This is a genomic window from Nocardia sp. XZ_19_231 (assembly GCF_015355705.1).
Taxonomy (GTDB): Bacteria; Actinomycetota; Actinomycetes; order Mycobacteriales; family Mycobacteriaceae; genus Nocardia; species Nocardia salmonicida.
This window is the reverse complement of sequence record NZ_JACUZI010000005.1, coordinates 442,300-464,400: the sequence shown is the minus strand read 5'-3', so window position 1 is coordinate 464,400 and position 22,101 is coordinate 442,300. Positions and strand designations below refer to the sequence as shown.

Genomic DNA, 22,101 nt, shown 5'->3' with positions numbered 1-22,101 from the left:
CCTCGGTGTTGCAAACCGTTCGAACCTGCGGTCAACAATCGATGCGGAAACTCGGACAAAAAGAAGCAATCGCCGGGGGGCGATTGCCAATGCAATTCGAACAGTACCAGCCGGATATGGGCCGAGATAGATGCTTTTGATAGGAAACAGATTTGCTCGAACCGGACATAGTCGGCACTGCATGCCCGAATGTACTGTCCCTGTACGGATTTCGAAATAACACTCTCGCAAGTCGGACATTCGACAAGAATTCACGATTTACCACGAATTCATATCGATTGTCCGGCGCCCCGATCAGAGGGTTGTAGGGTGAGGAAGTCTGGGCGGCCACCGACCTCCGAAGGAGACGTGCCGATGAGCACGAATGCTGTTTCCAGTTCCACCACCGAAGGGGCCGAGCATTCGAAAGCTGATGCGCTGGTGATTTTCGGAATAACCGGCGACCTGGCGAAGGTGATGACCTTCCTGTCGTTGTACCGACTCGAGCGGCGTGGCATGATCGACTGTCCCATAATCGGTGTCGCAGTGGATGATTGGACGGTCGACGATCTGACAAAGCGCGCCCGGACCTCGATCGAAACCGCCGGAAAAGAGCCGGTGGACGAGGCGGTATTCGACCGGCTTGCGGCGCGATTCGATTACGTCAGTGGCGATTTCGGCAAGCCTGAGACATTCGCCGAGCTCGCACGACACCTGAGCGGAGTCCGCAATCCGGTGTTCTACCTCGAGGTCCCGCCATTCCTGTTCGCGACCGTGATCAAAGGACTCTCCGATGCGGGCCTCACGAACTCGGCACGAGTCGTCGTGGAGAAGCCCTTCGGCCACGACCTCCAATCGGCACGCGAACTCGCGGCGGAGATCCACCAGTACATCGATGAGTCGCAGCTGTACCGGATCGACCATTTTCTCGGTAAAAAGGGATTCTCCGAAACGCTGTACCTCCGCTTCGCCAACGCGATCTTCGAGCCCATCTGGAATCGCCAGTTCGTGTCCGAAGTCCAGATCACCATGGCCGAGAGCTTCGATGTCGCCGACCGCGGCCACTTCTACGATCCGGTCGGCGCACTTCGCGACGTCGTGGTCAACCACATGATGCAGCTCGTCGCCGCCGTGGCGATGGACGCGCCGTCGGCATCGCACGCCGCAGCGTTGAAGGACGCGATGGTCAACGTGTACCGGGCCATCCCCGCAGCCGATCCCGCGCACTACATCCGCGGGCAGTACGAGGGCTACCGCGACGTCGACGGGGTGGCACCGGACTCCAGCACCGAAACGTATATGGCGCTGCGGTTGGAGGTGGACAACTGGCGCTGGTCCGGTGTGCCGTTCTACCTACGCACGGGCAAGTGCCTCCCGGTGACACAGACCGAACTGCGACTGGTCTTCCGTAGCCCGCCCCCGGTGTGGTTCTTCGACGCCGCGCATCAACCCGAACCCGCACAACTGGTGATCAAACTCGATCCGATGACCGGCATCCGTATCGAAGTCGAGGCACAACGCGGTGAGGGCAAACAACCCGGACCGATCACGCTGGACATGGAATTCGCCGACGAGGGCGGCGAGGGCGCCACACCCTACGAGGTGTTGCTGCACGCCGCGTTAGTCGGAGACAGCGCGCGCTTCACTCGCCAAGACGGTGTCGAGGAAGCCTGGCGGGTGATGCAACCGCTGCTCGATGGGCCACCACCCGTACAGACCTACCCGAAGGGGTCGTGGGGGCCACCGAATCAACTGTTGCCCGGGCAGGACCGCTGGGTCGAACCCTGGTTGCCCGCATGAGTCCCGCCGAGGCCGACGACACCGCCGCTGCCCGTCAACCACAGAGCGCGGCAGCGCCGTCCGCGTTCCCGCCGATCGCCGACTACGCATTCCTGTCGAACTGCCATACCGGTGCGTTGATCGCCGCGGACGGAGCGATCGACTGGCTCTGTCTACCGGCATTCGACTCACCCAGCGTGTTCGGATCCCTGCTCGACCGCGAGGCCGGTGCCTTCCGGCTCGGTCCGTTCGGCATCAACGTTCCGGCCTCCCGCCACTACGAGCCCGGGACGAATACCATTGTCACCGTGTGGAATACGCCCACCGGGTGGGTGGAGATCCGCACCGCCCTGACGATGGGACCGACTCGCGGGGAGGACACCACCACACCGCACACGCGACCTTCCACCGACGAGGACGCCGATCACCTGCTGGTCCGGACGGTCCGGTGCATGTCGGGAAGTGTGGAGATCGAGTTGGTGTGCGAGCCGGTGTTCGACTACGGACGTACGGAAGCCGAATGGACGCTGGTCGACGAGAGTCGTCAGACCGCGGACGCGACCGGCGCAGGCCAGACGATCCGGCTCCGGACCGACATGGCCCTCGGCATCGAGGGCGGCCGGGTCCGCGCCCGGCACACCCTCTCGAAGGATGAATCGCTGTTCTGCGCGCTCTCGTGGGCCGACGGCCTCGACGGGCCCGAGACTGTCGAGGAGGCACTCGAACGCCTCGATGCGACCACCGAATTCTGGCGGTCCTGGTTCGCGCGCGCACGTTTCCCCGATCACCGCTGGCGCGCCGCGATCCAGCGGTCCGCCCTCACCATCAAAGGCCTGACCTACCTACCCACCGGCGCGACCGTGGCCGCGCTCACTACCTCATTGCCGGAAACTCCTGGCGGGGAACGCAACTGGGACTACCGCTATACCTGGATGCGCGACTCGACGTTCACCCTGCAGGCGCTGCACTACCTGAACCTCGACGGGGAGGCCAACGATTTCATGCAGTACGTTGCCGACCTCGAACCGAATTCGGATGGCGCGCTGCAGATCATGTATGGCATCGACGGCCGCCGCGACCTCACTGAATCGATCCGCGAGGATCTGTCCGGATACGCGGGTGCGTATCCGGTGCGAATCGGCAACGGCGCCTTCGATCAGCGCCAGAACGATGTGTTCGGTTCCGTGCTCGATTCGATTCTGCTGCACACGGTACGGAGCAAGCGGCTCCCGCGTCGGCTGTGGCCCATCGTGGAGACCCAGGCGCAATGCGCCACCGACGTGTGGCGCGAACCCGATCAAGGCATCTGGGAGGCACGCGGTGCGCCGCAGCATTACGTGTCCTCGAAGCTCATGTGCTGGGTGGCCATGGACCGGGCCGCGAAGATCGCCGACATTCGTGGTGACCGCGCTGCCGAGGCCAAATGGCGCGCGACAGCCGAAGAGATTCACGCCGACATCCTTGCCAAAGGTGTCCGCGACGGCGTCCTACGCCAGCATTACGACACCGAGGCACTCGACGCCTCCACCCTGCTCGCGGCGGTCTTCGGTTTCCTGCCGGCCAACGACGAGCGACTGCGTGCTTCGGTCGAGGCGATCGCGAACGACCTCACCGAGGACGGCTTCGTGCTGCGCTACCGCACCGGAGAAACCGACGACGGGTTGTCCGGGAAGGAAGGCAGCTTCTTGATCTGCTCGTTCTGGCTCGTGTCCGCGCTCGCCATCGTCGGCGAGACGCAGCGCGCCCGGGACCTGATGGATCGCCTGATCAGCATCGCCTCACCGCTCGGCCTGTTCGCCGAGGAATACGACACCAGCACCGGCAGGCATCTGGGCAACTTTCCCCAGGCGTTCTCCCACCTCGCCCTCATCGAAGCTGTCGGCCGAATCGTCTTCTCCGACCTGGTGTCGGAACTCTCCTGATCGCAGCGCACGCAGTACCTCGGTATCGGATCGAGGTACTGCGGGAGAGTGATGTGGTTTTGTATCAGCCGTTCGTAGCGTGAGTCGCATGCCCACAGTCTCGAAAGTCGCCGCCACGATCGCTCTCGCCGGAACGGTCGCCAGTGCCGGAATCGGTGTCAGCTCGTCGAATTCCGCACCGGCGGGACCGGCGCCGCGGGTGGCGGTGATCGGTCTCGGTGGCACCATCGCGGGAACCTCCGACCGGCGCACCGATCTGGAAACCTATCGTCCCGGCACGCGACCGATCGCCGAACTCGTCGACTCCCTGCGCCCCGAGATCGGCGAGATCGCCGCCGTGTCGACCGAGGACTTCGGGCAGAAGGGATCCGGCGACTACACCGTCACCGACCTCTACGATCTGGCGCGGCTGGTGGAAAGCCGCCTGCGAGATCATGATTCGGTCGTGGTGAGCACCGGTTCGGCCACCATGGAGGAGCTGAGCTACTTCCTCGACCTCACCGTGCGCAGCACGAAGCCGGTGGTCGTGACCGGTGCGATGCGACCGTGGACCGCGATCGGCAGTGACGGACCGGTCAACCTGTACAACGCGATCCGCCTCGCGGCGAGCAACCGAACCACCTGTTTCGGCACGGTCATCGCCCTCAACGACCAGATCCTGCCCGCCCGCGACGCCACCAAATCCGACTCGACCCGTGTGCATACCTTCACCACCCGCGAATACGGCGACCTCGGCACCATCGACCAGGACGGAATCCGCCTGCAACGCGCCCCCGCCCGCGTCCAACGCTGCGACGACCCCGCCCGTTGGATGACCCCGTTCGACCTGACCACGATCAATCGCGACACCCTCCCGCGCGTCGACATCGCCCACAGCTACCTCGACGCGCCCGCCGAGCCCATCACCGCGGCCGTCGACGCGGGCGCCAAGGGCATCGTGTTCGCGGGCACTCCCTCGCCGAAACAGGCGAGCGCCGCGATGGCGACCAAGGGCGTGGCCATGGTCGCCACCAACACCTACGGCTCCGGCGCGATCATCGTCGACCCGAAGATGGGCGTGGTCAGCGGCGGGGACCTCGCGCCCAAGAAAGCACGCCTGCTGCTCCTGCTGGCGCTGGCCAGAACCACCGAACACGACCAGATCGTGGCCTGGTTCCGCGATTACGGCAATCAGCAGTTCTGAGCCAGACTCGCGGCCCACTCGCCGAGGTCAGCGAAGCGCATCACCCAGGACAGGTTCGTGGATCCGGCATGGGCGACGATGTCGCGGACGCCACCGGCCGCGACAGATTCGATACACCTATCGACAGGAGCGAGTCTGCAGCACGAAACCCGCCCCTACCAGGCAGCTAAACCGGAACGATGAGGGGTCGCAGGGTGTTCGCGGCGATGTGCATGCCTTGGAGGGTTTTGTCGAGGGTGCCGCCCCAGACAGGATCTTCGTGCTCGACGGCGACATCGCCGTCGTATCCGGCCGTGTAGAGGGTATCGATGATCTGGTTCCAGTCGATCTGGCCGCGGCCGGGGACGCGGTAGCGCCACCATCCGACGTCGGTGGAGGAGGTGCGTGCGACTGTTTTGCCGAAGATGCCGTAACGGGTGCGAGCGCGCTGGTCGATCTGGATGTCCTTGGCTTGGACGTGGCCGACGATTCCGGTCTGGAGGGCGTGTTCGAGGGCGTCGATGGGGTCGATGCCGAGCCAGGGCAGGTGGGACGGGTCGTAGGCGAGGCCGAAGCCGAGTTCGGCCATCCAGTCCCACAGCTCGGGTGAGTAGGCGAGGTTGCCCGGATACCCATCGGGGTGCCAGCCCTCCATCGGGCAGTTCTCGGCCAGCAGTTTCACACCACGCTCGGCCGCGTACCGGACCAACGGCGGCAGGTGCTGTTCAGCCAATGCGAGGTTGTCGGCTACCGGCAGCGTGACGTCGCGGCCGATGAAGGTGGTGACATGGCGGACCTCGAGGGTTGCTGCCGCGTCGATGCAGGCGCGTAGGTGCTGGTGGATCCGGTCGCGTACGACGTCGTCGTGGTGCAGGTTGTTGTCGCAGTAGGTCACCGCGGAGATGCTCAGACCGTGGCGGCCCATCAGGTCGGTGACGCGGGCGGCGTCCGCGCCGCCGAATCCGGCGACGTCCAGGTGGGCGGCTTGGTGGATGTGCTCGCTGCCCATCGGCCAGGCCGCTATCTCCAGTGCCTGATATCCCGCCTCGGGGGCCCAGGACGCGATCTGTTCCAGAGACATCTGGCCCAGAGCCGCCGTCAGGATTCCAAGTTTCATTGCTTGCCTCACTGTCATTGCCGAGAGTGGTCGGTGTCGGAAGGAGAGGATCATCTCGAAGTCCGGAATGGCGGATGTCGAAGTGATCGAGGTGGCTACGCCCCAACGGGAGAGACTGGGACTCGGCCTTGTTCGGTTTCGAGCGGGGTCGAGCGCGCTTCATCAGGGGGCGTCTGGACTTCGTGGATTTGCGCGCCGGTATCGAATGTGGCGGGATGACCTGGGCCGTGGCTTTCAGCCTGGGCGCCCCGGATGTAGCGAAGTTCCTCGACTATCTGGTCGAGGGCATGGTCGCTCCGCGGCTCTGCCCGAAAGCGAGCCAGGTAAAGAGACTTCGTGGTCTCCAGCGTGTCGACATGGGTTGGTCCCAGGACACGCTTGCGGTCTTCCAGCAGGCTCTCCGAGATGGAGATGGCCTGCGCGAGTTGGCCGTTGAGTTCGAACATCGCCCCCAACGACTGCCGCGCATCGAGGGTTGCGGGATCGTCAGGGCCCAGAACAGCGGATCGGCCCTCGATCACTCTGCGGTAGCCCTTGGCCGATTCTTCGACCAGTCCCTGTTGGCCCCGCACCCAGTTCCACCTGCATTCCAGATGTCCGAGTGTCGCGATGTCGATGTGGTCTGCTCTGGCAGCAAGTCCGGTGCTCAGTGTCTGGAATCCCTCTGCGGCTTGCGACACATCGCCGCGGCGGACGAACGTCCACTGCAGATGTATCTCTGTCCACGGTTCGGCGAAGTTCATGACCCGCTGTTCGTCATCTCTGAGCCGACGCAGCAGTCGTTCGGCCGTTCGGTACTGGCCGAGTTCCGACCGAGCCGCGGCCCAGGTGCGCCGAACCCGGAATCCGCGCTGATCGTGGCGGCCCAGTACCTGCAGATGCGGGGAAGCGGCCTGCATCAAGAGCAGGGCCGAACGCGCGTCTCGATCCTCGATCAACGCCTCCGACATCGCGGCCACGGCATTCAAGACCAACGCCGAGCCTGACGCGCCGAAACGCCCAACCGGGTATGTGCTCAAAAGTTCCCGCATCCTCGTGACCAGCACCGAGGTCTTCTCGCGGTCGCCGGGAATCAGGATCCGCGGAACTGTCGGCAACTCCAGGACATCTACCGCGCGGCCCAAGGTGCGCGGGGCCGGTGTCGCCGGAGGTGAGGGTGGTGCTTCGGGTGCGCCGCTGCAGTCGGGCAGTCCAGCAGACCGGAGTCGCTGACCGATGCGGTCGACCTGCTCCTTGGAGGCTCGCTGGGCGAGTCTGCGAGCACCTTCTTCTCCCAGAGAGGACCGCTCGATCAGCGCACGCATCTGCGCAACCCGGTCGAGGTCGGGCCCGGAGCTGTCATGTAGGGAATTCATTGGGATCTCCTCGTCGAGAGGTTGGCGATCCACGGGTGGTCCGCCGCTAGCCGGGCCAGCTTCCTTTCGATGGCTTTGGGTGTCTTGTTGGGAAGAAATAGCTCTGCTATTTCGAGGTGTGTGTAGCCGGCTGCCTTGGCCCACACGATTCGACGCGATTCTGCGTCCAACTGCATGAGGTGGTAGCGGATCAGATCCCGATTACTGGCGATGTCCGCCGGGTCGGCACCGAGTCCGGTATCGCAGAGAGAGGGATACCTTTGATCGGCCAGCTCGTCAGGGCCGTCTGATCTGGATTGCTCACGCTTTCCCCCGAGAATCTGCGCGAAGGCGTGTTTGAACGCATAGAGACACCCCCGGAGGAAGTAGGTGGTCAGTTTTGCTCCGCCGTGGGGATTCCACCCCCTGCCCCCACAGATGCCGTTGCGTAGTTGCACCAGCGCGGAGGCGATTGTGGTGGCGAGGACGTCTTTCCTCAGGTCTTCATTGACTGCGAGCCGGAAGCGTTCGGAATAGGTCGCGTCGACAACGATGTGATGGCAGGCGAGCCTGCTGTAGATCGCGCCGGTCCGGATCCAGGGATCCAACACCTCGTTCGCGTATCGCGAGAGGCGCTCGACTACGAGCTCCCAATCGGGCCCTCGAGCCTCGCAGTCGACGAGACGCCGATGTATCTCCTGTTCAGCAGCCGCTTCATCGAGTGCATCGTTGGCTTCACCGATGACCTCCTCGATCTCGGTAGCCGGATCGGCAGATGAAGACACCTCCTCGGTGAGCATCGCCTGGACGCACGACATCGAGAAGACTTCGTCGTCGTGATCGTCGTCGGCCCCAGCTTCCACGTCAGGCGGGTCAGACTGTCTGCCAAGGGGTGACGCATCACTGTGCGGTGGGCACATTCACTTCTCCTCCTCCATACGCACGCCGATCGTCGTCGGGCAAGCCGACTTGCTTGCGCCGGCGCGGGTCGTGCGCACGGTCACCGCAGTTATAGGGCGGCAGGCGGGAACATCCCCCTCGGATCGAAAATTCCTCGAAAGATCTGTGAACCAGGGGGATTCGAGCGCTGCACCCACTAGAAGGGGTCATCGAACACGATCAAGGAGAAGTTGCTCATGCCGAAGAACCAGACCCCCATCCCCGTCCCCGTCGCCAACATGCCAGCCTCCGAAGCGAACAAGTGCGACAAGTGCAGTTCGCCCACCTGCCTGGCGCTGATGCGCGCCGAGACCCCGCCGGTTAACCTGCTCGACTTCCTCGACCGGCAGATCAAGCTGATTACCAGTAACCACTGGACCTGGAGCACCATTGGCTACTGCGCGGCACTGGCATTCGCGGTCGTGCCCTTGATCACCGTCGTCTACTCGGTGCCCGGACCGGTCGTTTAGTGGCGCCATCGCTGTCGGGGTCGTCGCACCGGCCGAGAGTTGGCTCCCTAGCTCCTGCTTCATAATGGCGGGACGGAAAGCGCGCACTGCCGGTTTTCGCCCGCGAGCCCGTCCCGGCATGTACCCACCTGGCAGACGGGTACCGACGACTCGGCAACAACGATGACACCCAACTCCGTTGTCGCACAACAAGTTGGAAGAAACAGCCCTCGCGACCGGGACCACCGCGCATCGCCACAGCTGCACCACGACACCCATGGCGAAACAGACCTGGACTCGGGTCACGGTATCGGTGCCTGAGCGCATTCTGGATCCAGGGCTTCAAGGTTACGCAAATCACCGCCGCTCCTACCGCTAGCGGCGGTACGATCGGCGGTATGGCTGGACGTAAGACATCGGTGAGCTTCGATGACGAGACCCTGGAAATCCTCGCCCGCCGCGCGAACGAGGCGGGCATGGACCGATCGGCGTTCCTGGCATCGCTGGTCCACCGTGACGACATGCGTCGGCGCCTGGCCGCCGACAGCGCGACACTCAACGCCGCGGGCTACACCCCCGACCGGGCGAGCACGCTGACCGCGAGCCTGATCAACCGCTCCCGAGCCAGCTGATGGCCAACCCCCGATTCGGCGAGGTGTGGAACGCCCCGTCGGGATCGGTTCTGCCCGGCGGAATGCTCTGCCTGATCGTCAGCAGCGACGACTTCAACCGCATCCGCCGTCAGTACGTCATCGTCGAAGTCGTCGCCGACCAGCTCGCCGGTGATGCGATCATCTGCGACCTCGGCCCGGTCGGGGTCGCGCTCACCGGTGCACCCTTCACCGTCGGCTCGTCCTGGTTCGCTGAGGCCGAGAGCCCGATCGCGGTACTCGACGAACCCATCGCACGCCGCGCGGCCGACCAGATCCGCGCCATCCTCGGACCCTGACCCCGATGAGCGACATGGACACCGGAGCAACACCAGGACTCGGCTGACGCCGAACAGGAACTGATCGACCAGGACTACCGTCCCGCCCGTTCGACTCGGGTGAGGGCCCTTCTCATCAGACAGCTACTGGGCCCGCTACAGCTCCGCGAATCGGCTATTTCCAGATGATCTTCAGCAGGGCGGGGGTGAGCACCATCCGGATGATCGTGGCGTCGATGATCAGCGCCACGATCATCCCGTAGGCGATGTATTTCATCAGCACCAGATCCGAGAATCCGAACGCCCCGGTCACCACGATCAAAATTGCGGCCGCCGAGGTGATCACTCCACCGGTGTGGGCCACGCCGTAGCGGATCGACTCCTCGGCCTCGGCACCGGCGGCCCGTTTCTCGGCGATTCGCGAGAGCAGGAACACCTCGTAGTCGGTGGACAACCCGAAGATCACGGTCACGATCAATGCCACCACCGCGAACATCAACGGTCCCGGTGTGAACTGGAATGTCCCTGCCCCATGGCCTTCGACGAAGATCCAGGTCAACACGCCCAGGGTCGAGACCAAACTGAGCGCGCTCATCGCGACGGCCTTCACCGCCAGGATCACCGACCGGAACGCCACGATCATCAGCGCCAACGCCGCCGCGATGAGGATCGCCAACAGCAGCGGCAGCCCGTCGATCAACCCGTTGATGCTGTCGCGTTCGAGCGCGGGGATGCCGGCGACCATCACCTGCACGCCCGGTGGCGCGGGCAACGAACGCAGCGCGTCGATCACCTGGTCGGCGTCGCGTTTGTCACCGAGCCCGGCGGAAAGCACATTGACGTTGTCCTTGGTCGCCGCCGCCGGTTCGAACCGTCCGGTCAGCCCGGGAACCTGATTGGCCTCGAACCGGATATCGCTGAGCTGCTGGGGCGAGGCGCCGACCACGATCAGCTTCAACGGTTCGGTGCGGAATCCGGGAAACAGATGGTCGAAGTCTTCCTGGGCCACCCGCGCCGGATTGTCGGCGGCCAGGTATTTCTCGCTGATCCCGCCGAACTCGATGTGGCGCAACGGAATACTCAGGGCCAGCAGGCCGAGCACGATCGGGATGACTACCGCCCACGGCCTGCGCATCGCCCACTGTGCCAGTCGGGAGAAGAACCCGGCATCGATCTGGGCTTCGGTCTTGCTGCGCGAGAAGCGTTTCCAGCCCAGCCAGTCGATCTTGTGTCCGGCGATACTCAAGGCGGCGGGCAGGGCGGTCACCGACAACAGCGCCGCCAACATCACCGCGGAGATGCCGCCGTAGGGCACCGACCGCAGGACCCCGTTCGGGAAGATGAACAGCGCACCGAGGCTCAAAGCGATGATCCCCGCGGAGAACAGCACGGTGCGCCCCGCGGTGGCGACGGTCCGTGCGGTCGCGTCCTCCACGGAGCGACCGGCGGCCAGTTCCTCCCGGAACCGGGTCACCGTGAACAGCCCGTAGTCGATCGCCAAGCCGAGCGCGACCAACGTCATCACCGCACTGGCGAACACGTTGACCTCGATCTGGGCGGTGAGTACCCGCAAGATCCCGGAGGTGCCCAGGATGGTGAGTCCACCGATCAGCACCGGCAGCAGTGCGCCGATCACTCCGCCGAATACGAAGTACAGCAGGATCGCCACGATCGGCAAGGCGATGATCTCGGCACGCTTGATGTCGTGCTGCATCCCGATATTGATGCCCTCGACCACCGGCTGCAGCCCCGCCAGCTGCACCGTCGTCCCACCGGGCCCGCCGCCGGGTTCGCCGGCGTGCAGGTGCGGTTTCAACGCGAGATAGTTGTTGACCGTCGCGGTCCCGCCGCCGCCTGCCAGCCCGATACTGGCGAACGCGTGCTGTTTGGTCGGGTCGGAGGCGTTCGCCGAGAACGGGCTGTCCCAGTAGCTGTCGATCTTGTGGATCCGCTCGCCGTATTGCTTGCGCAGGTCGGCCAGTGCCGCCGTCACCGGTCCGCGCACGGCGGGATCGTCGACGGTGGTGCCGGGTGGGGCGGTGTAGATGACGATCAGATCGCCGTCGGTGTCGCGGCCGAAGGTTTCGTCGGCCAGTTTCGACGCCGCCACCGACTGGCTCGACTCGTCGAACCAGCCCTCCTGGGTGTAGCGGTCGGCCAGGTCGCGACCGAACCACCCCGAGGCGAGCACGGTGAGCACGAAGAAGCCGAGCACGAGGAACCGGTGGCGGTAGACGAACCTGCCCCACCGCATGGATCGAGATTCGCGCATCTCAGCCGCAGGCGGCGGTGCGATAGTCGGCCGAGCGCAGGATGCCGCACAGGTCGGTGCGCGAGATCTTCCACTTACCGTCGAGCAGCACGAAATGCACGATGGTGGTGCGCACGTTGGTTCCCGAACCGTCTTTGTCCAGTCGCATGGTCGCGGTGAGTGTGCCGTCACGGTTGTCGAAGACCGGGTCGACGACGCCGTACACCGCCTGGGGGTTGTCGCGCAGCGCCTTGTACATGTCGGGGATGGCGTCGGAGAACGCCGCGCCGTCCTCGATCAGTTCGGTGCGTTCGACATCGGGCAGGCCCGGGTCGAGCGCGCGTTTGATCTGCGCGTCGAGCTCTTGGGCGTTCGGCAGCGGCACATTGGCCTTGCTGGCCGAGGTCGCGACGGAAGAAGCGAGGGAGGCGTTGGCCGAAGATCGTGCGGCGTCGACCGAGGCCTCGTCGGTGGTTCCCCCGCACGCGGCGAGGGCGACGAGGGCCGTGAGGCAGGCGGTGGCCGCAGCGGCCCTGGCGGAAAGTGTGGAAGGCATCACCATCTACATACCATCAATGACGGCACTGATCCGTCCCAGGATGGCGCGAACTGTGGAGATGTCACTGGAAGCGGGCACCTCGACAGGGGCGGCGTGGGGGAGCAGATCGCGCACGAAGGCGCTGACGCTGCGTTCGTCGCCGAGGTCGATGTCGGTCACCTGGGCTCGGGCCTGGGCCACCACGTCGTCGGATGCGGGTACCGCATCGCCCAGGTCGGCGCGGTAGATCTGCACGGTCAGCGTGGCGCGATGGGTGCGGAAGGCGAAGGGACGGCCGTCGTCGGTGGTGCCGAAGCCGTGAGCGAACGGTCCGACGGAAATGTCATCGATGCCGAAACCCGCGTGTGTCCGGTCGGTCATCGTGGGGATCTCCTGCCGCCTGTGTGGCAATCAATTTGTCGACGCGTCAACAGTAACGCGCGTCACCGACACCTCCGACGCGAGCACCCGGTCGAAGCTACTGGTGAGTCATCATGGTCAGATGGTGATCAAGGGAGTCACCTCGTGCGGATTGAAGGAGTTCGGTGCATGCGCCCTCGTGGCTCGGTCGCCTCTGCGTTGGTCGGCGCGGCGGTTTTGGTGTTGTTGACCGGGTGCAGCGGTGAGGACGGTGGTCCCGATGTCCCGACCAGGGCCGCGGCCACCGCAGCGGTTTCTCCCGCTACCGCGAACCCGGTCGGTCAGGTCTTCCCGGCAGCCGCGACGAAAGCTCTGCTCGCCGAGAGCTCGACCGGCCGCCTCGCCGCCCTGGACACCGCGGGCACCGCACTCTCGCTGATCGACCCCGCCGCACCGACCGCCCCGCGCACGGTCAGCCTCCCCGCCGTCGGCGCGTCGCTGTCGCAAGGCAAGCCGGGCGAAGTGCTCGTCGCCGCCCCCAACCGGGTACTGCGAGTCGACGTGAACACCGGCACGCTCACCGAGACCCCCGTCGACGGCGATGTGCACAGCGTGCGAACTCGCACCGATGGCACGCTCGTGGTCGGCACCGCCGACGGCGCCGTGCGCGAACTGACCGCCGACGGCGCGGTTACCCGCACGATCACCGGCCTCGTCTCCGCCGACGAGATCGCGTTGACCGGTGAGAACATCACCGTCCTCGATCGCAAGCAAACCGCCGTTGTCGCCGTGGGGCAGGAAGCGCTCGGCCTGATGCTGCGGGCGGGCGACGGCGCCACCAACGCCATCACCGACCAGCACGGCCGCATCATCGTGGCCGACACCGTGGGCGGCGAACTGCTCGTCTACTCGGCCGGTCCGCTCGTGCTGCGCCAGCGTTTCCCGGTATCATCATCGCCTTACGCGCTCGCCTACGACCCGCGTTCGGACACGGTCTGGGTGAGTTGCACGCAGAGCAACGAGGTCGTCGGCTACGACCTGTCGACCGGCATCGGTGTCGAGGTGGCCAGGCTCGCGACGCTGCGCCAGCCCGACGCGATCACCGTCGACGAACGCACCGGCGACCTGTTCGTGGCCTCGGCCGTAGGTGATGGCCTGCAGCGGATCGGCGCGGACGAGCGGAAGAGAGGGCAGTGATGGCTACAGCTCCCAGGCCTCGCAGTTCGCGCTCGGCGATACCGCCGAGCTGGGAAACCAGCAACGACGACTACGAATACGTGCCCCTGCGGCTGCCACCGGAGGTCAACCGGGTCACCGCCTCGATGCGACTGGCCATCCAGGCCGAATTCGGTGGCTGGGAGTTGTCCCGGGTGCGCGCCTACACCGACGGCAGTCGCCGGGTGCTGCTGCGCCGCCGCAAAAATGCCGTCCTGCCTGTGCCCGAACCCGGATTGTGAGCCGACCATGTACGCCCTCCTGTTACGCCTGATGTTCCTGATCCCGCCGGAGCGAGTGCATCACCTGGTGTTCGCCGCGTTGCGTATCGCCACCTGGTTCCCGCCCACCCGCTGGCTGGCGCGCAGGCTCACCGTGGTCGAGGACCCGATCCTGGCCACCACCGCGTTCGGTGTCGCCTTCCCCGCACCGCTGGGTCTGGCCGCCGGTTTCGACAAGAACGCCGACGGCGCGAACGCCTGGGGCACACTGGGTTTCGGTTTCGCCGAGATCGGCACCGTCACCGCCCACGCCCAGCCCGGCAACCCCACCCCGCGCCTGTTCCGGCTGCCCGCCGACCACGCCCTGATCAACCGGATGGGGTTCAACAACCACGGTGCCGCCGCCGCGGCCGCCCGCCTGCACGGTGCGCACCCCACCGTCCCGATCGGTGCGAACATCGGCAAGACCAAGATCACCGAACCCGACGCCGCCGCGGGCGATTACGCGACCAGCGCCCGATTACTCGGCCCGCTCGCGGACTTCGTCGTGGTCAACGTGTCCTCGCCCAACACCCCCGGTCTGCGTGACCTGCAAGCCGTCGAATCGTTGCGCCCGATCCTGCAGGCCGTACTCGACAGTGTGTCGGTGCCGGTCCTGGTGAAGATCGCCCCCGACCTGTCCGACGACGACATCGACGCCGTCGCCGACCTCGCGGTCGAACTGGGCCTGGCGGGCATCGTCGCCACCAACACCACCATCCGCCGCGACGGCCTGCACACCCCGACCCCGGAGGTCGAAGCCATGGGTGCGGGCGGGCTGTCCGGCGCCCCCGTGGCCGAACGGTCCTTGGAAGTCCTGCGCCGCCTCTACACCCGCGTCGGCGACCGGCTTGTCCTGATCTCCGTCGGCGGCATCGAAACACCGGAGCAGGCCTGGGCCCGCATCCTCGCCGGCGCCACCCTGCTGCAGGGCTACACCGGTTTCATCTACGGCGGCCCGTTCTGGACCACCCGCATCCACCGCGGCATCGCGGCCAACCTGCGCGCGGGTGGCTACGCCCGCCTGTCCGACGCGGTCGGCGCCGAACACCGCACCCACTCGGTCTGAGATCTCAGCCGTAGTACGCCTGGGGCGACCGATCCTCGTGCATCGGTCGCGCCGGGCGTAGCCGCGACAATGGCGCCGGTGGATCGTGAAACGACTCCCCCGCGGCCGGGTTGTCGCCGCGTTGGCGGGCGTCGATGCGCTTGGCCAGCTTGATCAGAGCCTGCTGCCAGATGATGCCGAGCAGGTCGGCGCGGGCACTGATCTCGGCGTGGGCGAGTCGGTCGTGCACGGCGTCCAGATCGCTGACGAGTTCGTCGAGCTCCATGCCCGCCCAGGCTTGCTCACGACTGAGGGTGTACTCGGGCAACCAGCTCAATCGCCAGCCGCCGGTGTCGGTTCGTTGGGCGAATTCCGGCGTGCGGTCGCTGCGTAACGTGTCGTCGGTGCCATGAATAACCATCGTGGACCTGCCTTCCCCGGTGGGGGCGCTGCGCCCCCCCGAGCGTCTGGCGGGGCATCGCTCCCCCGTAATCCAGTGTGGCATTTGCCATTTGTGTTGGTCAATTGCCATTGTTAGTAGGTAATTGCCAGATTTCGGGCGTGGCAAACCCGGCAATGTGGCGATCGCAGTGCGGCGTCCGCCCCGATGGGTGCACGGTGGCGTCGAGAAGTTGACGGGAGGCAGCATGTCGATGGTTCCCCAGGATGCCCGCGTCGCCGCGATCCGCAGCATCCTGGCCAGGCTGGGCAAGTACGCGGGCCTGAGCGCAGAACGCTTGCGCCACACCGAGATCGACGCTGCGCCGCTGCTAGAGCTGCTGTCGGTGCGCCGACACGCCCGCCGCGCCGGGGTCACCGCCGAGGCGTCGATTCTGCCCGTGGTGCGGGAGGTCGTGCAGTGGCTGCCACCGACGGACCGGCTGATCGTGGACGCCGTGCTCTCACTGGGCTTGTTGCGGGACCGGTCTGGCGTGGGTATCGATATCGAACGCCTGTATGCAGATAACCTCGGGGAACGTCGAGAGGCCTTGACCGAGCAGTGGGTTGCCCTGCACACCCTGCTCGATGTCGACCCCGTCCCCGAGGCTCCCACGGTCAAACGGTTGCGCACGGTCTCCGAACACAACGCTTTCACCGCGCTGGCCGGGCTGCTCGCCACCGATTCCGGCTATCCCATGGCCGCACCGTCGGCCACACAGCCCACCGCCGCGCCCGCACGGCACGGTGTCGTCACAGTCTTCGGCGACGCCGTCATCGATCACCTCTACCGGGTCGACTCCTTCCCCGACGCCGACAACGCCGCCGGGGGCACCTTCACCGGCCACCCCGGCGGCAAAGGGCTCAACCGGGCCGTGGCCGCGGCCCGCCTCGGCATCGGCGTGCACCTGGCCTGTGCGGTCGGCGGTGACGAATACGGCCGCCGCATCCTCGAATTCATCGAAGCCGAGGGGGTGAACCTCGACCTGGTCAAGGTCGTGCCGTTCGCGACGTCGCTGGTTACCGCGGTGGTGATCACCCCCAACGGCGAGACCCGCATCATCGGCTGCCGCGACAGCCGCGTCCAACTCCAGGACGAAGACCTGCACCGCCCGGAACTGCGCGCCGCGCTGGAAGCCTCCGACGCGGTGATCCTGAGCTTCGAACCACCGCCCTCGGTGATCGAACAGGTGCTGTCGGTGGTGTCGCAGATGCGGCCCAAACCGCCTGTCATCGTGTGCCCGACGCCGTCGATGCCGGTGCCACAGAGCCTCTACCAGTACCTGGGGGCGGTCGACTATCTCGTCGGCGCCGCCGCGGATCTGGACGCGCTGCTGCCCGATGTGCCCGCCGAATCCGCCGACGACATCGCCCGGCTGCTGCGCGGGCTCGGCGTCGGCACCGTCTGCACGGTCGAGAACTTCCGGTGCGTCGTCGCCTCCGACACGGTCGAGACCGTGATCGACCATTTCCCGCAGGTACTCAAAGCCTCGGTCGGGGCCGCCGCCGCCTTCACCGGGGCGCTGGCCTATCGACTCGTCAACGCCCGAACCCCGCTCACCGCAACCGATTTCGTGTGGGCGACCGCGGCGATGATTCCCACCCAGAATCTGGGCGCGGTGGCGGTGTCGATGCCCGGTGTCGACGAGATCGACCGCATCGTGCGGCTGTACGCGCCGTCGGCCTGATCCGGGGGTAAAGTCGCGCCGTCGAGGCTCGCCCCTGTCCGGTATCGCCTGTCCACGCACGGAGGATCGTTGACCATTCTGTCGTTCGGCAGTGCCAGGACCGGGCGTGCCGGTGCCGACACCGCACACCGGCTGGGTCGCCACGGCGCACAACTGCCGATCCGGGTCATCGAGATCCCCGACCCCCGCGACGGTGGGCACCTGCTCGTCTTCGGTGACCCCCGCGACGGCTGCCTGGTTCGAGTGCATTCACGCTGCCTCTACGGCGAGGGCCTGGGTTCCGACGACTGCGACTGCGGCGGGGAACTCACCGAGTCGATGGACCGCATCCAGGCCGAGGGCGCCGGTGTGCTCGTCTACCTCGAACAGGAGGGACGCGGCGCCGGCTTGATCTGGAAAGCTCGCGGCTACCGCGAAAGCGAGCAGTCCGGCACCGACACCTTCGACAGTTACCGAAGCCTCGGCCTCGACGCCGACACCCGCCGTTACGAACCCGCCGCGCTCGCACTGCGCGAGCTCGATCTCACCCGGGTCCGGTTGCTCACCAACAACCCCGACAAGTGCCGGGCACTGACCGAGGCCGGGATCACCGTCGAGCCCATCGCCCTCACCATCGCCTTGCAGTCCTCGCGCGGCAGGCAATACCTGCAGGCCAAACGACGCCAACGTCAGCACACCATCCCCGCCGATCCGCTCGCCGACGACGAGCAATCGGCGCGGGTGCGGTCGTGGTGGCGGCCACGGGCTCGTCGGTAACCCGTCTCACAATCCCGTATGTCCGGTTACGATAAGTGAGCCACGCCACTGCTGACGCCTCCGTCTCGAGATAACGAGATGGTTTCACTCGCATCGGCTCGGTATCCAGCTCGGCCTATGGGAACAAGGGATATGACTGACATCGGTTTCGCGCACGCATCCGGGGTCACGGTGCACACCGTGCCCGCCGCCTTCCAGCAAACCGCCGCGTTGCGGCCCGACCAGATCGCCTTGCGCACGGTCGGTGGCACCCAGGAGATCACCTGGGCCGAGTATGCGACGAGGGTGCGTGCACTGGCCGCGGGGTTGGCCAAGCTCGGTGTGCGCCACGGCGACGCGGTCGGCATCATGCTCACCAACCGTCCCGAGTTCAATTTGATCGACACCGCGGCCCTGCACCTGGGCGCCGTCCCGTTCTCGGTGTACAACACCAGCTCCACCGACCAGATCGCACACGTGTTCGCCAATGCGGGCAACAAGGTGGTCATCACCGAGCAGGCGTTCCTCGACACGCTGCGCGCGTCGGGGACCTCGGTCGAGCACACGGTCGTGGTCGATGGCACCGCTGAAGGCACCGTCACCCTGGCTCAGCTCGAATCCGATCCCGAACCGGACTTCGATTTCGACGCGGCCTGGCAGGCGGTGCAGTCCGGCGATCTGGCCACCCTGATCTACACCTCCGGCACCACCGGCCCGTCCAAGGGTGTCGAGCTCACCCAGAGCAATGTGATCGCCCAGGTCGTCGGCCTGGTCTCGGGTCCGCTGCCGGTCGGCTTCGACGACCGGGCCGTGTCGTATCTGCCCGCCGCGCACGTCGCCGACCGCATCTCCGCGCACGCGATGAGCCTGCTCACCGGCATCCAGATCACCACCGTCACCGATCCGCGCGAGATCGCCGCCGCCCTGCCCGATGCCCGCCCGACGGTGTTCTTCGGCGTGCCGCGGGTGTGGCAGAAGATCAAGACCGGTATCGAGAACAAACTCGCCGTCGAGCCGAGCCCGGTCAAGAAGGCGCTCGCGAACTGGGCGATCGGTGTCGGTGTCGCACAGGCCAAGGCGAAGCTGGCCGGTGAGAGCTCACTGCTGCTCGGCGTACAGCACAAGATCGCGGACGCGCTGGTGCTGTCCAAGCTGCGCGCGGCGCTCGGGTTCGCCGAGCTGAAGGTCGCCGCATCCGGTGCCGCGCCGGTTCCGCCGGAGACCCTCGAATACTTCCTCGGCCTCGGCTTCGCCGTGAGCGAGGTGTGGGGCATGTCGGAAACCGCGGGCGTCGGCACCTACACCGAGATCGACAAGCCGCGCCCCGGCTCGGTCGGACGCGTCATGGACGGTGTGGAGCTGCGTCTGGACGCCGACGGCGAGGTCCTCATCCGTGGCCCGATCATCACCCCCGGCTACCGCAACATGCCCGACAAGACCGCCGAGGCGATCGACGACGCGGGCTGGCTGCACACCGGCGACATCGGCACCCTCGACGCCGACGGCTATCTGCGCATCGTGGATCGCAAGAAGGAACTCATCATCAGCGAAGCGGGCAAGAACATCGCCCCCTCCAATATCGAGAACGCCATGAAGGCAGCCTCGTCGATGATCGGCCAGGCCGTCGCGATCGGCGAGGCCCGCGCCTACATCACCGCCCTGATCATGCTCGATCCCGATGTCGCGGCGTTGCGCGCCAAGGACTTCGGCGCCACCGATGCCACCCACGCGGAGCTGGCTCGGCGCAAGGAGATCGTCGACGAGGTCAGGGAAGCGGTGCTCGCGGGCAACCGCAAGCTTTCCCGGGTGGAGCAGATCAAGCGTTTCGTGATCGTGGAGAACCTGTGGGAGCCCGGCGGTGACGAGCTGACCCCGAAGATGTCGCTCAAGCGCACCCCGATCTCGAACAAGTACGCCGAGACCATCACCCAGCTCTACGCCGCGACCCCGCCCGAGCATGTCGTCAACGTGAAGTAGTTGCGAAAACAGCGGTGGCCCTGGAAGTTTCAGGGCCACCGCTGTTGTTTGTCTCAGTGCTGTTCGTAGGTGCCGATCAGGGTGGCCCTGGCCAGGGTGTGGGAGAACAGGTTGAACCCGAGATAGGCGGGCGCCGCGTCGGATCCGACCTCGAGTGCGGGGACGTCGACGGCGTGCACGACCACGAAATACCGATGTGGGCCATGACCTTTCGGCGGTCCCGCACCGACGAAGCCGGGGAAGCCGCCGTCGTTTCGCAAGGTCACCGCACCGGCGGGCAAGCTCCCGCCTTCGCTGCCCGCGCCGGCATCGAGCGAGGTCACCGAGGCCGGAATATTGGCCACGGCCCAGTGCCAGAACCCGGACGCGGTCGGTGCGTCGGGGTCATACACCGTCACCGCGAAACTCTGGGTGCCCTCGGGGAATCCCGACCAGCTCAGCTGCGGCGAGATGTCCTTGCCGCCGGCGCCGAACACTCCCGACACCTGATCGTTGGCCAACGGCTGACCATCGGTGATGTCGGTGGAGGTGACGGTGAACGAGGGCACCTGCGGCAACGCGTCATAGGGGTTGTCAGTCATCGAGGACCTTTCCGGTAGCGGTCAGCTGTGCAGAAGGAAATGTTCCAGTACCCGGGTGCCGAATTCCAGTGATTGCACCGGAACCCGCTCGTCCACTCCGTGGAACAGGGCAGTGAAGTCCAGCTCGGGCGGCAGCTGCAGCGGAGCGAAGCCGAAGCAGCGAATCCCCAAGCGCGCGAATGCTTTCGCGTCGGTGCCGCCCGAGAGCATGTAGGGCACGGTGCGCCCGTTGGCGTCGTGGGCCAGCACCGCGTCGTTCATGGCGTCGACGAGGTGGCCGTCGAAGGTGGTCTCGTAGGAGTCGAGCTTGGTGATCCATTCCCGCTCCACGTCGGGTCCGATCAGCTCGTCGACCTCGCGTTCGAACGCGGCCTGCCGTCCCGGGACCACCCGGCAGTCGATCACGGCTTCCGCGGTCTGCGGGATGACATTGGCCTTGTATCCGGCCTGCAGCATCGTCGGGTTCGCGGTGTCGCGCAGGGTGGCGCCGATGATGCGCGAGATGGTGCCCAGCTTGGCGAGCTGGCCTTCGATATCGGGTCCGTGCGGGTCGAATGCCAGCCCGCTCTCCTCGCTCACCGCGGCGAGGAATTCGGCCACCGAATCCGAGAGCACCACCGGGAAGGTGTGGCGGCCAAGGCGCGCGACCGCTTCGGCGAGAATGGTGACGGCGTTGTCCTCGTGCAGGAACGATCCGTGTCCGGCGCGGGCCTTGGCGCGCAACCGCATCCAGCCGAGGCCCTTCTCCGCGGTCTCGACCAGGTAGAGCCTGCGTTCGGTGCCGTCGGGGCGTGGCACGGTCAGGGAGAACCCGCCGACCTCACCGACCGCCTCGGTGACGCCGTCGAACAGGTCGGGCCGGTGCTCCACCAGCCATTGCGAGCCCCATTTGCCGCCGTTCTCCTCGTCGGCCAGGAACGCGAACACCAGATCCCGTGGCGGGACCGTGCCTTCGGCCTTGAACTGGCGGGCCAGGGCGAGCGTCATCCCGACCATGTCCTTCATGTCGATCGCGCCGCGCCCCCACACGTAATCGTCGCGCACCGCACCCGAGAACGGGTGCACGCTCCAGTCGGCGGCCTCGGCGGGCACCACGTCGAGGTGCCCGTGGATCATCAGCGCACCGCGACTCGAATCGGCGCCCTTCAACCGCGCGAACACGTTTCCGCGTCCGGGCGCACCCGACTCGACGTATTCGGTCTCGTAGCCGACCTCGTGCAATTGTCGCGCCACCCACTCGGCGCACTCCTTCTCACCTTTGGTGGTGGCCAGCTCGCCGGTATTGGAGGTGTCGAACTGGATCAGCTTGCTGACCAGCTCCACCACCTCGTCCTCCGCGCGGGACCGCCCGTTCGAACCAGAATTCTCGCCAGATGCCGACACGCCCCCTTTCCTACCACC

At 66.1% G+C, this 22,101-nt stretch carries 21 protein-coding genes; 12 read left to right on the top strand and 9 right to left on the bottom strand.

The features are described 5' to 3' along the window. The first annotated feature begins 354 nt into the window (after positions 1-354). From zwf to IBJ82_RS24170, 3 genes are all read left to right on the top strand, one after another. The gene (gene zwf / locus IBJ82_RS24180) at positions 355-1,779 is read left to right on the top strand and encodes a glucose-6-phosphate dehydrogenase (protein ID WP_194828250.1); all 1,425 of its coding nucleotides are present in this window, start codon (positions 355-357) and stop codon (positions 1,777-1,779) included. After that, complete coding sequence (locus IBJ82_RS24175) at positions 1,776-3,680, top strand: glycoside hydrolase family 15 protein (RefSeq protein WP_194828249.1); 1,905 nt, start codon at positions 1,776-1,778, stop codon at positions 3,678-3,680. Before zwf ends, IBJ82_RS24175 begins: the two co-directional genes overlap by 4 nt. A gap of 88 nt (positions 3,681-3,768) precedes the next feature. Then, a complete protein-coding gene (locus IBJ82_RS24170; protein ID WP_194828248.1) occupies positions 3,769-4,863 on the top strand; it encodes an asparaginase in 1,095 nt (364 codons plus the stop codon). A gap of 166 nt (positions 4,864-5,029) precedes the next feature. On the opposite strand, the gene IBJ82_RS24165 is transcribed toward IBJ82_RS24170, so the two are convergent. The 3 genes from IBJ82_RS24165 to IBJ82_RS24155 form a co-directional block, all read right to left on the bottom strand. Beyond that, the gene (locus tag IBJ82_RS24165) at positions 5,030-5,959 is read right to left on the bottom strand and encodes a sugar phosphate isomerase/epimerase (protein WP_194828247.1); all 930 of its coding nucleotides are present in this window, start codon (positions 5,957-5,959) and stop codon (positions 5,030-5,032) included. 95 nt (positions 5,960-6,054) lie between these two features. Next, positions 6,055-7,314: a tetratricopeptide repeat protein gene (locus IBJ82_RS24160; RefSeq protein WP_194828246.1), complete on the bottom strand. Its 1,260-nt coding sequence runs from the start codon at positions 7,312-7,314 to the stop codon at positions 6,055-6,057. Next, entirely contained in the window at positions 7,311-8,156 is an 846-nt protein-coding gene (locus IBJ82_RS24155) for a hypothetical protein (RefSeq protein WP_194828245.1), read from the bottom strand. The genes IBJ82_RS24160 and IBJ82_RS24155 overlap by 4 nt, the downstream gene beginning before the upstream one ends. A 273-nt stretch (positions 8,157-8,429) precedes the next feature. Here IBJ82_RS24155 and IBJ82_RS24150 point away from each other — a divergent pair, with 273 nt between their 5' ends. From IBJ82_RS24150 to IBJ82_RS24140, 3 genes are all read left to right on the top strand, one after another. Then, complete coding sequence (locus IBJ82_RS24150; RefSeq protein WP_194828244.1) at positions 8,430-8,702, top strand: hypothetical protein; 273 nt, start codon at positions 8,430-8,432, stop codon at positions 8,700-8,702. 377 nt (positions 8,703-9,079) lie between these two features. Then, on the top strand, positions 9,080-9,313 hold the full coding sequence (locus IBJ82_RS24145; protein WP_194828243.1) for a hypothetical protein: 234 nt from the start codon (positions 9,080-9,082) through the stop codon (positions 9,311-9,313). Beyond that, positions 9,313-9,630 carry a hypothetical protein gene (locus tag IBJ82_RS24140; RefSeq protein ID WP_194828242.1) on the top strand — a complete coding sequence of 106 codons (318 nt, stop codon included), beginning with the start codon at positions 9,313-9,315 and terminating at the stop codon, positions 9,628-9,630. The genes IBJ82_RS24145 and IBJ82_RS24140 overlap by 1 nt, the downstream gene beginning before the upstream one ends. A 154-nt stretch (positions 9,631-9,784) precedes the next feature. On the opposite strand, the gene IBJ82_RS24135 is transcribed toward IBJ82_RS24140, so the two are convergent. From IBJ82_RS24135 to IBJ82_RS24125, 3 genes are read right to left on the bottom strand one after another with little or no spacing between them, the layout of a single operon-like run. Further along, positions 9,785-11,863, bottom strand: coding sequence for an MMPL family transporter (locus IBJ82_RS24135; RefSeq protein WP_228537572.1), 2,079 nt, complete (start codon positions 11,861-11,863; stop codon positions 9,785-9,787). A 19-nt stretch (positions 11,864-11,882) separates the two neighbouring features. Then, complete coding sequence (locus IBJ82_RS24130) at positions 11,883-12,422, bottom strand: hypothetical protein (protein ID WP_194828240.1); 540 nt, start codon at positions 12,420-12,422, stop codon at positions 11,883-11,885. Next, positions 12,423-12,779, bottom strand: coding sequence for a hypothetical protein (locus IBJ82_RS24125; RefSeq protein ID WP_194828239.1), 357 nt, complete (start codon positions 12,777-12,779; stop codon positions 12,423-12,425). A gap of 168 nt (positions 12,780-12,947) precedes the next feature. On the opposite strand from IBJ82_RS24125, the gene IBJ82_RS24120 reads away from it, so the two are divergent. From IBJ82_RS24120 to IBJ82_RS24110, 3 genes are read left to right on the top strand one after another with little or no spacing between them, the layout of a single operon-like run. Next, the gene (locus IBJ82_RS24120) at positions 12,948-13,955 is read left to right on the top strand and encodes a YncE family protein (protein ID WP_194828238.1); all 1,008 of its coding nucleotides are present in this window, start codon (positions 12,948-12,950) and stop codon (positions 13,953-13,955) included. Then, on the top strand, positions 13,955-14,215 hold the full coding sequence (locus IBJ82_RS24115; RefSeq protein WP_056820002.1) for a DUF5703 family protein: 261 nt from the start codon (positions 13,955-13,957) through the stop codon (positions 14,213-14,215). Before IBJ82_RS24120 ends, IBJ82_RS24115 begins: the two co-directional genes overlap by 1 nt. 7 nt (positions 14,216-14,222) lie before the next feature. Further along, positions 14,223-15,302, top strand: a complete 1,080-nt coding sequence (locus tag IBJ82_RS24110) for a quinone-dependent dihydroorotate dehydrogenase (protein ID WP_194828237.1) — start codon at positions 14,223-14,225, stop codon at positions 15,300-15,302. A 4-nt stretch (positions 15,303-15,306) separates the two neighbouring features. On the opposite strand, the gene IBJ82_RS24105 is transcribed toward IBJ82_RS24110, so the two are convergent. After that, complete coding sequence (locus IBJ82_RS24105; RefSeq protein ID WP_194828236.1) at positions 15,307-15,702, bottom strand: hypothetical protein; 396 nt, start codon at positions 15,700-15,702, stop codon at positions 15,307-15,309. A gap of 226 nt (positions 15,703-15,928) precedes the next feature. Here IBJ82_RS24105 and IBJ82_RS24100 point away from each other — a divergent pair, with 226 nt between their 5' ends. The 3 genes from IBJ82_RS24100 to IBJ82_RS24090 all read left to right on the top strand — a co-directional run bounded on the left by IBJ82_RS24100 (position 15,929) and on the right by IBJ82_RS24090 (position 20,119). Continuing rightward, on the top strand, positions 15,929-17,407 hold the full coding sequence (locus IBJ82_RS24100) for a PfkB family carbohydrate kinase (protein WP_194828235.1): 1,479 nt from the start codon (positions 15,929-15,931) through the stop codon (positions 17,405-17,407). Between the two features lie 69 nt (positions 17,408-17,476). Then, complete coding sequence (gene ribA / locus IBJ82_RS24095; protein WP_194828234.1) at positions 17,477-18,163, top strand: GTP cyclohydrolase II RibA; 687 nt, start codon at positions 17,477-17,479, stop codon at positions 18,161-18,163. Between the two features lie 132 nt (positions 18,164-18,295). Continuing rightward, a complete protein-coding gene (locus IBJ82_RS24090; RefSeq protein ID WP_194828233.1) occupies positions 18,296-20,119 on the top strand; it encodes a long-chain fatty acid--CoA ligase in 1,824 nt (607 codons plus the stop codon). A gap of 53 nt (positions 20,120-20,172) precedes the next feature. On the opposite strand, the gene IBJ82_RS24085 is transcribed toward IBJ82_RS24090, so the two are convergent. Both IBJ82_RS24085 and IBJ82_RS24080 read right to left on the bottom strand, forming a co-directional pair. Next, a complete protein-coding gene (locus IBJ82_RS24085) occupies positions 20,173-20,700 on the bottom strand; it encodes a YbhB/YbcL family Raf kinase inhibitor-like protein (protein ID WP_194828232.1) in 528 nt (175 codons plus the stop codon). 21 nt (positions 20,701-20,721) lie between these two features. After that, the gene (locus IBJ82_RS24080; protein WP_194828231.1) at positions 20,722-22,083 is read right to left on the bottom strand and encodes a M20/M25/M40 family metallo-hydrolase; all 1,362 of its coding nucleotides are present in this window, start codon (positions 22,081-22,083) and stop codon (positions 20,722-20,724) included. Positions 22,084-22,101 lie beyond the last annotated feature (18 nt).

Excerpts from the sequence above, each read along its gene's own strand:
- zwf (WP_194828250.1), top strand. The coding sequence starts at position 355 with ATGAGCACGAATGCTGTTTCCAGTTCCACCACCGAAGGGGCCGAGCAT.
- IBJ82_RS24175 (WP_194828249.1), top strand. The coding sequence starts at position 1,776 with ATGAGTCCCGCCGAGGCCGACGACACCGCCGCTGCCCGTCAACCACAG.
- IBJ82_RS24170 (WP_194828248.1), top strand. The coding sequence starts at position 3,769 with ATGCCCACAGTCTCGAAAGTCGCCGCCACGATCGCTCTCGCCGGAACG.
- IBJ82_RS24165 (WP_194828247.1), bottom strand. The coding sequence starts at position 5,959 with ATGAAACTTGGAATCCTGACGGCGGCTCTGGGCCAGATGTCTCTGGAA.
- IBJ82_RS24160 (WP_194828246.1), bottom strand. The coding sequence starts at position 7,314 with ATGAATTCCCTACATGACAGCTCCGGGCCCGACCTCGACCGGGTTGCG.
- IBJ82_RS24150 (WP_194828244.1), top strand. The coding sequence starts at position 8,430 with ATGCCGAAGAACCAGACCCCCATCCCCGTCCCCGTCGCCAACATGCCA.
- IBJ82_RS24145 (WP_194828243.1), top strand. The coding sequence starts at position 9,080 with ATGGCTGGACGTAAGACATCGGTGAGCTTCGATGACGAGACCCTGGAA.
- IBJ82_RS24140 (WP_194828242.1), top strand. The coding sequence starts at position 9,313 with ATGGCCAACCCCCGATTCGGCGAGGTGTGGAACGCCCCGTCGGGATCG.
- IBJ82_RS24135 (WP_228537572.1), bottom strand. The coding sequence starts at position 11,863 with ATGCGGTGGGGCAGGTTCGTCTACCGCCACCGGTTCCTCGTGCTCGGC.
- IBJ82_RS24130 (WP_194828240.1), bottom strand. The coding sequence starts at position 12,422 with ATGGTGATGCCTTCCACACTTTCCGCCAGGGCCGCTGCGGCCACCGCC.
- IBJ82_RS24125 (WP_194828239.1), bottom strand. The coding sequence starts at position 12,779 with ATGACCGACCGGACACACGCGGGTTTCGGCATCGATGACATTTCCGTC.
- IBJ82_RS24120 (WP_194828238.1), top strand. The coding sequence starts at position 12,948 with ATGCGCCCTCGTGGCTCGGTCGCCTCTGCGTTGGTCGGCGCGGCGGTT.
- IBJ82_RS24115 (WP_056820002.1), top strand. The coding sequence starts at position 13,955 with ATGGCTACAGCTCCCAGGCCTCGCAGTTCGCGCTCGGCGATACCGCCG.
- IBJ82_RS24110 (WP_194828237.1), top strand. The coding sequence starts at position 14,223 with ATGTACGCCCTCCTGTTACGCCTGATGTTCCTGATCCCGCCGGAGCGA.
- IBJ82_RS24105 (WP_194828236.1), bottom strand. The coding sequence starts at position 15,702 with ATGGTTATTCATGGCACCGACGACACGTTACGCAGCGACCGCACGCCG.
- IBJ82_RS24100 (WP_194828235.1), top strand. The coding sequence starts at position 15,929 with ATGTCGATGGTTCCCCAGGATGCCCGCGTCGCCGCGATCCGCAGCATC.
- IBJ82_RS24090 (WP_194828233.1), top strand. The coding sequence starts at position 18,296 with ATGACTGACATCGGTTTCGCGCACGCATCCGGGGTCACGGTGCACACC.
- IBJ82_RS24085 (WP_194828232.1), bottom strand. The coding sequence starts at position 20,700 with ATGACTGACAACCCCTATGACGCGTTGCCGCAGGTGCCCTCGTTCACC.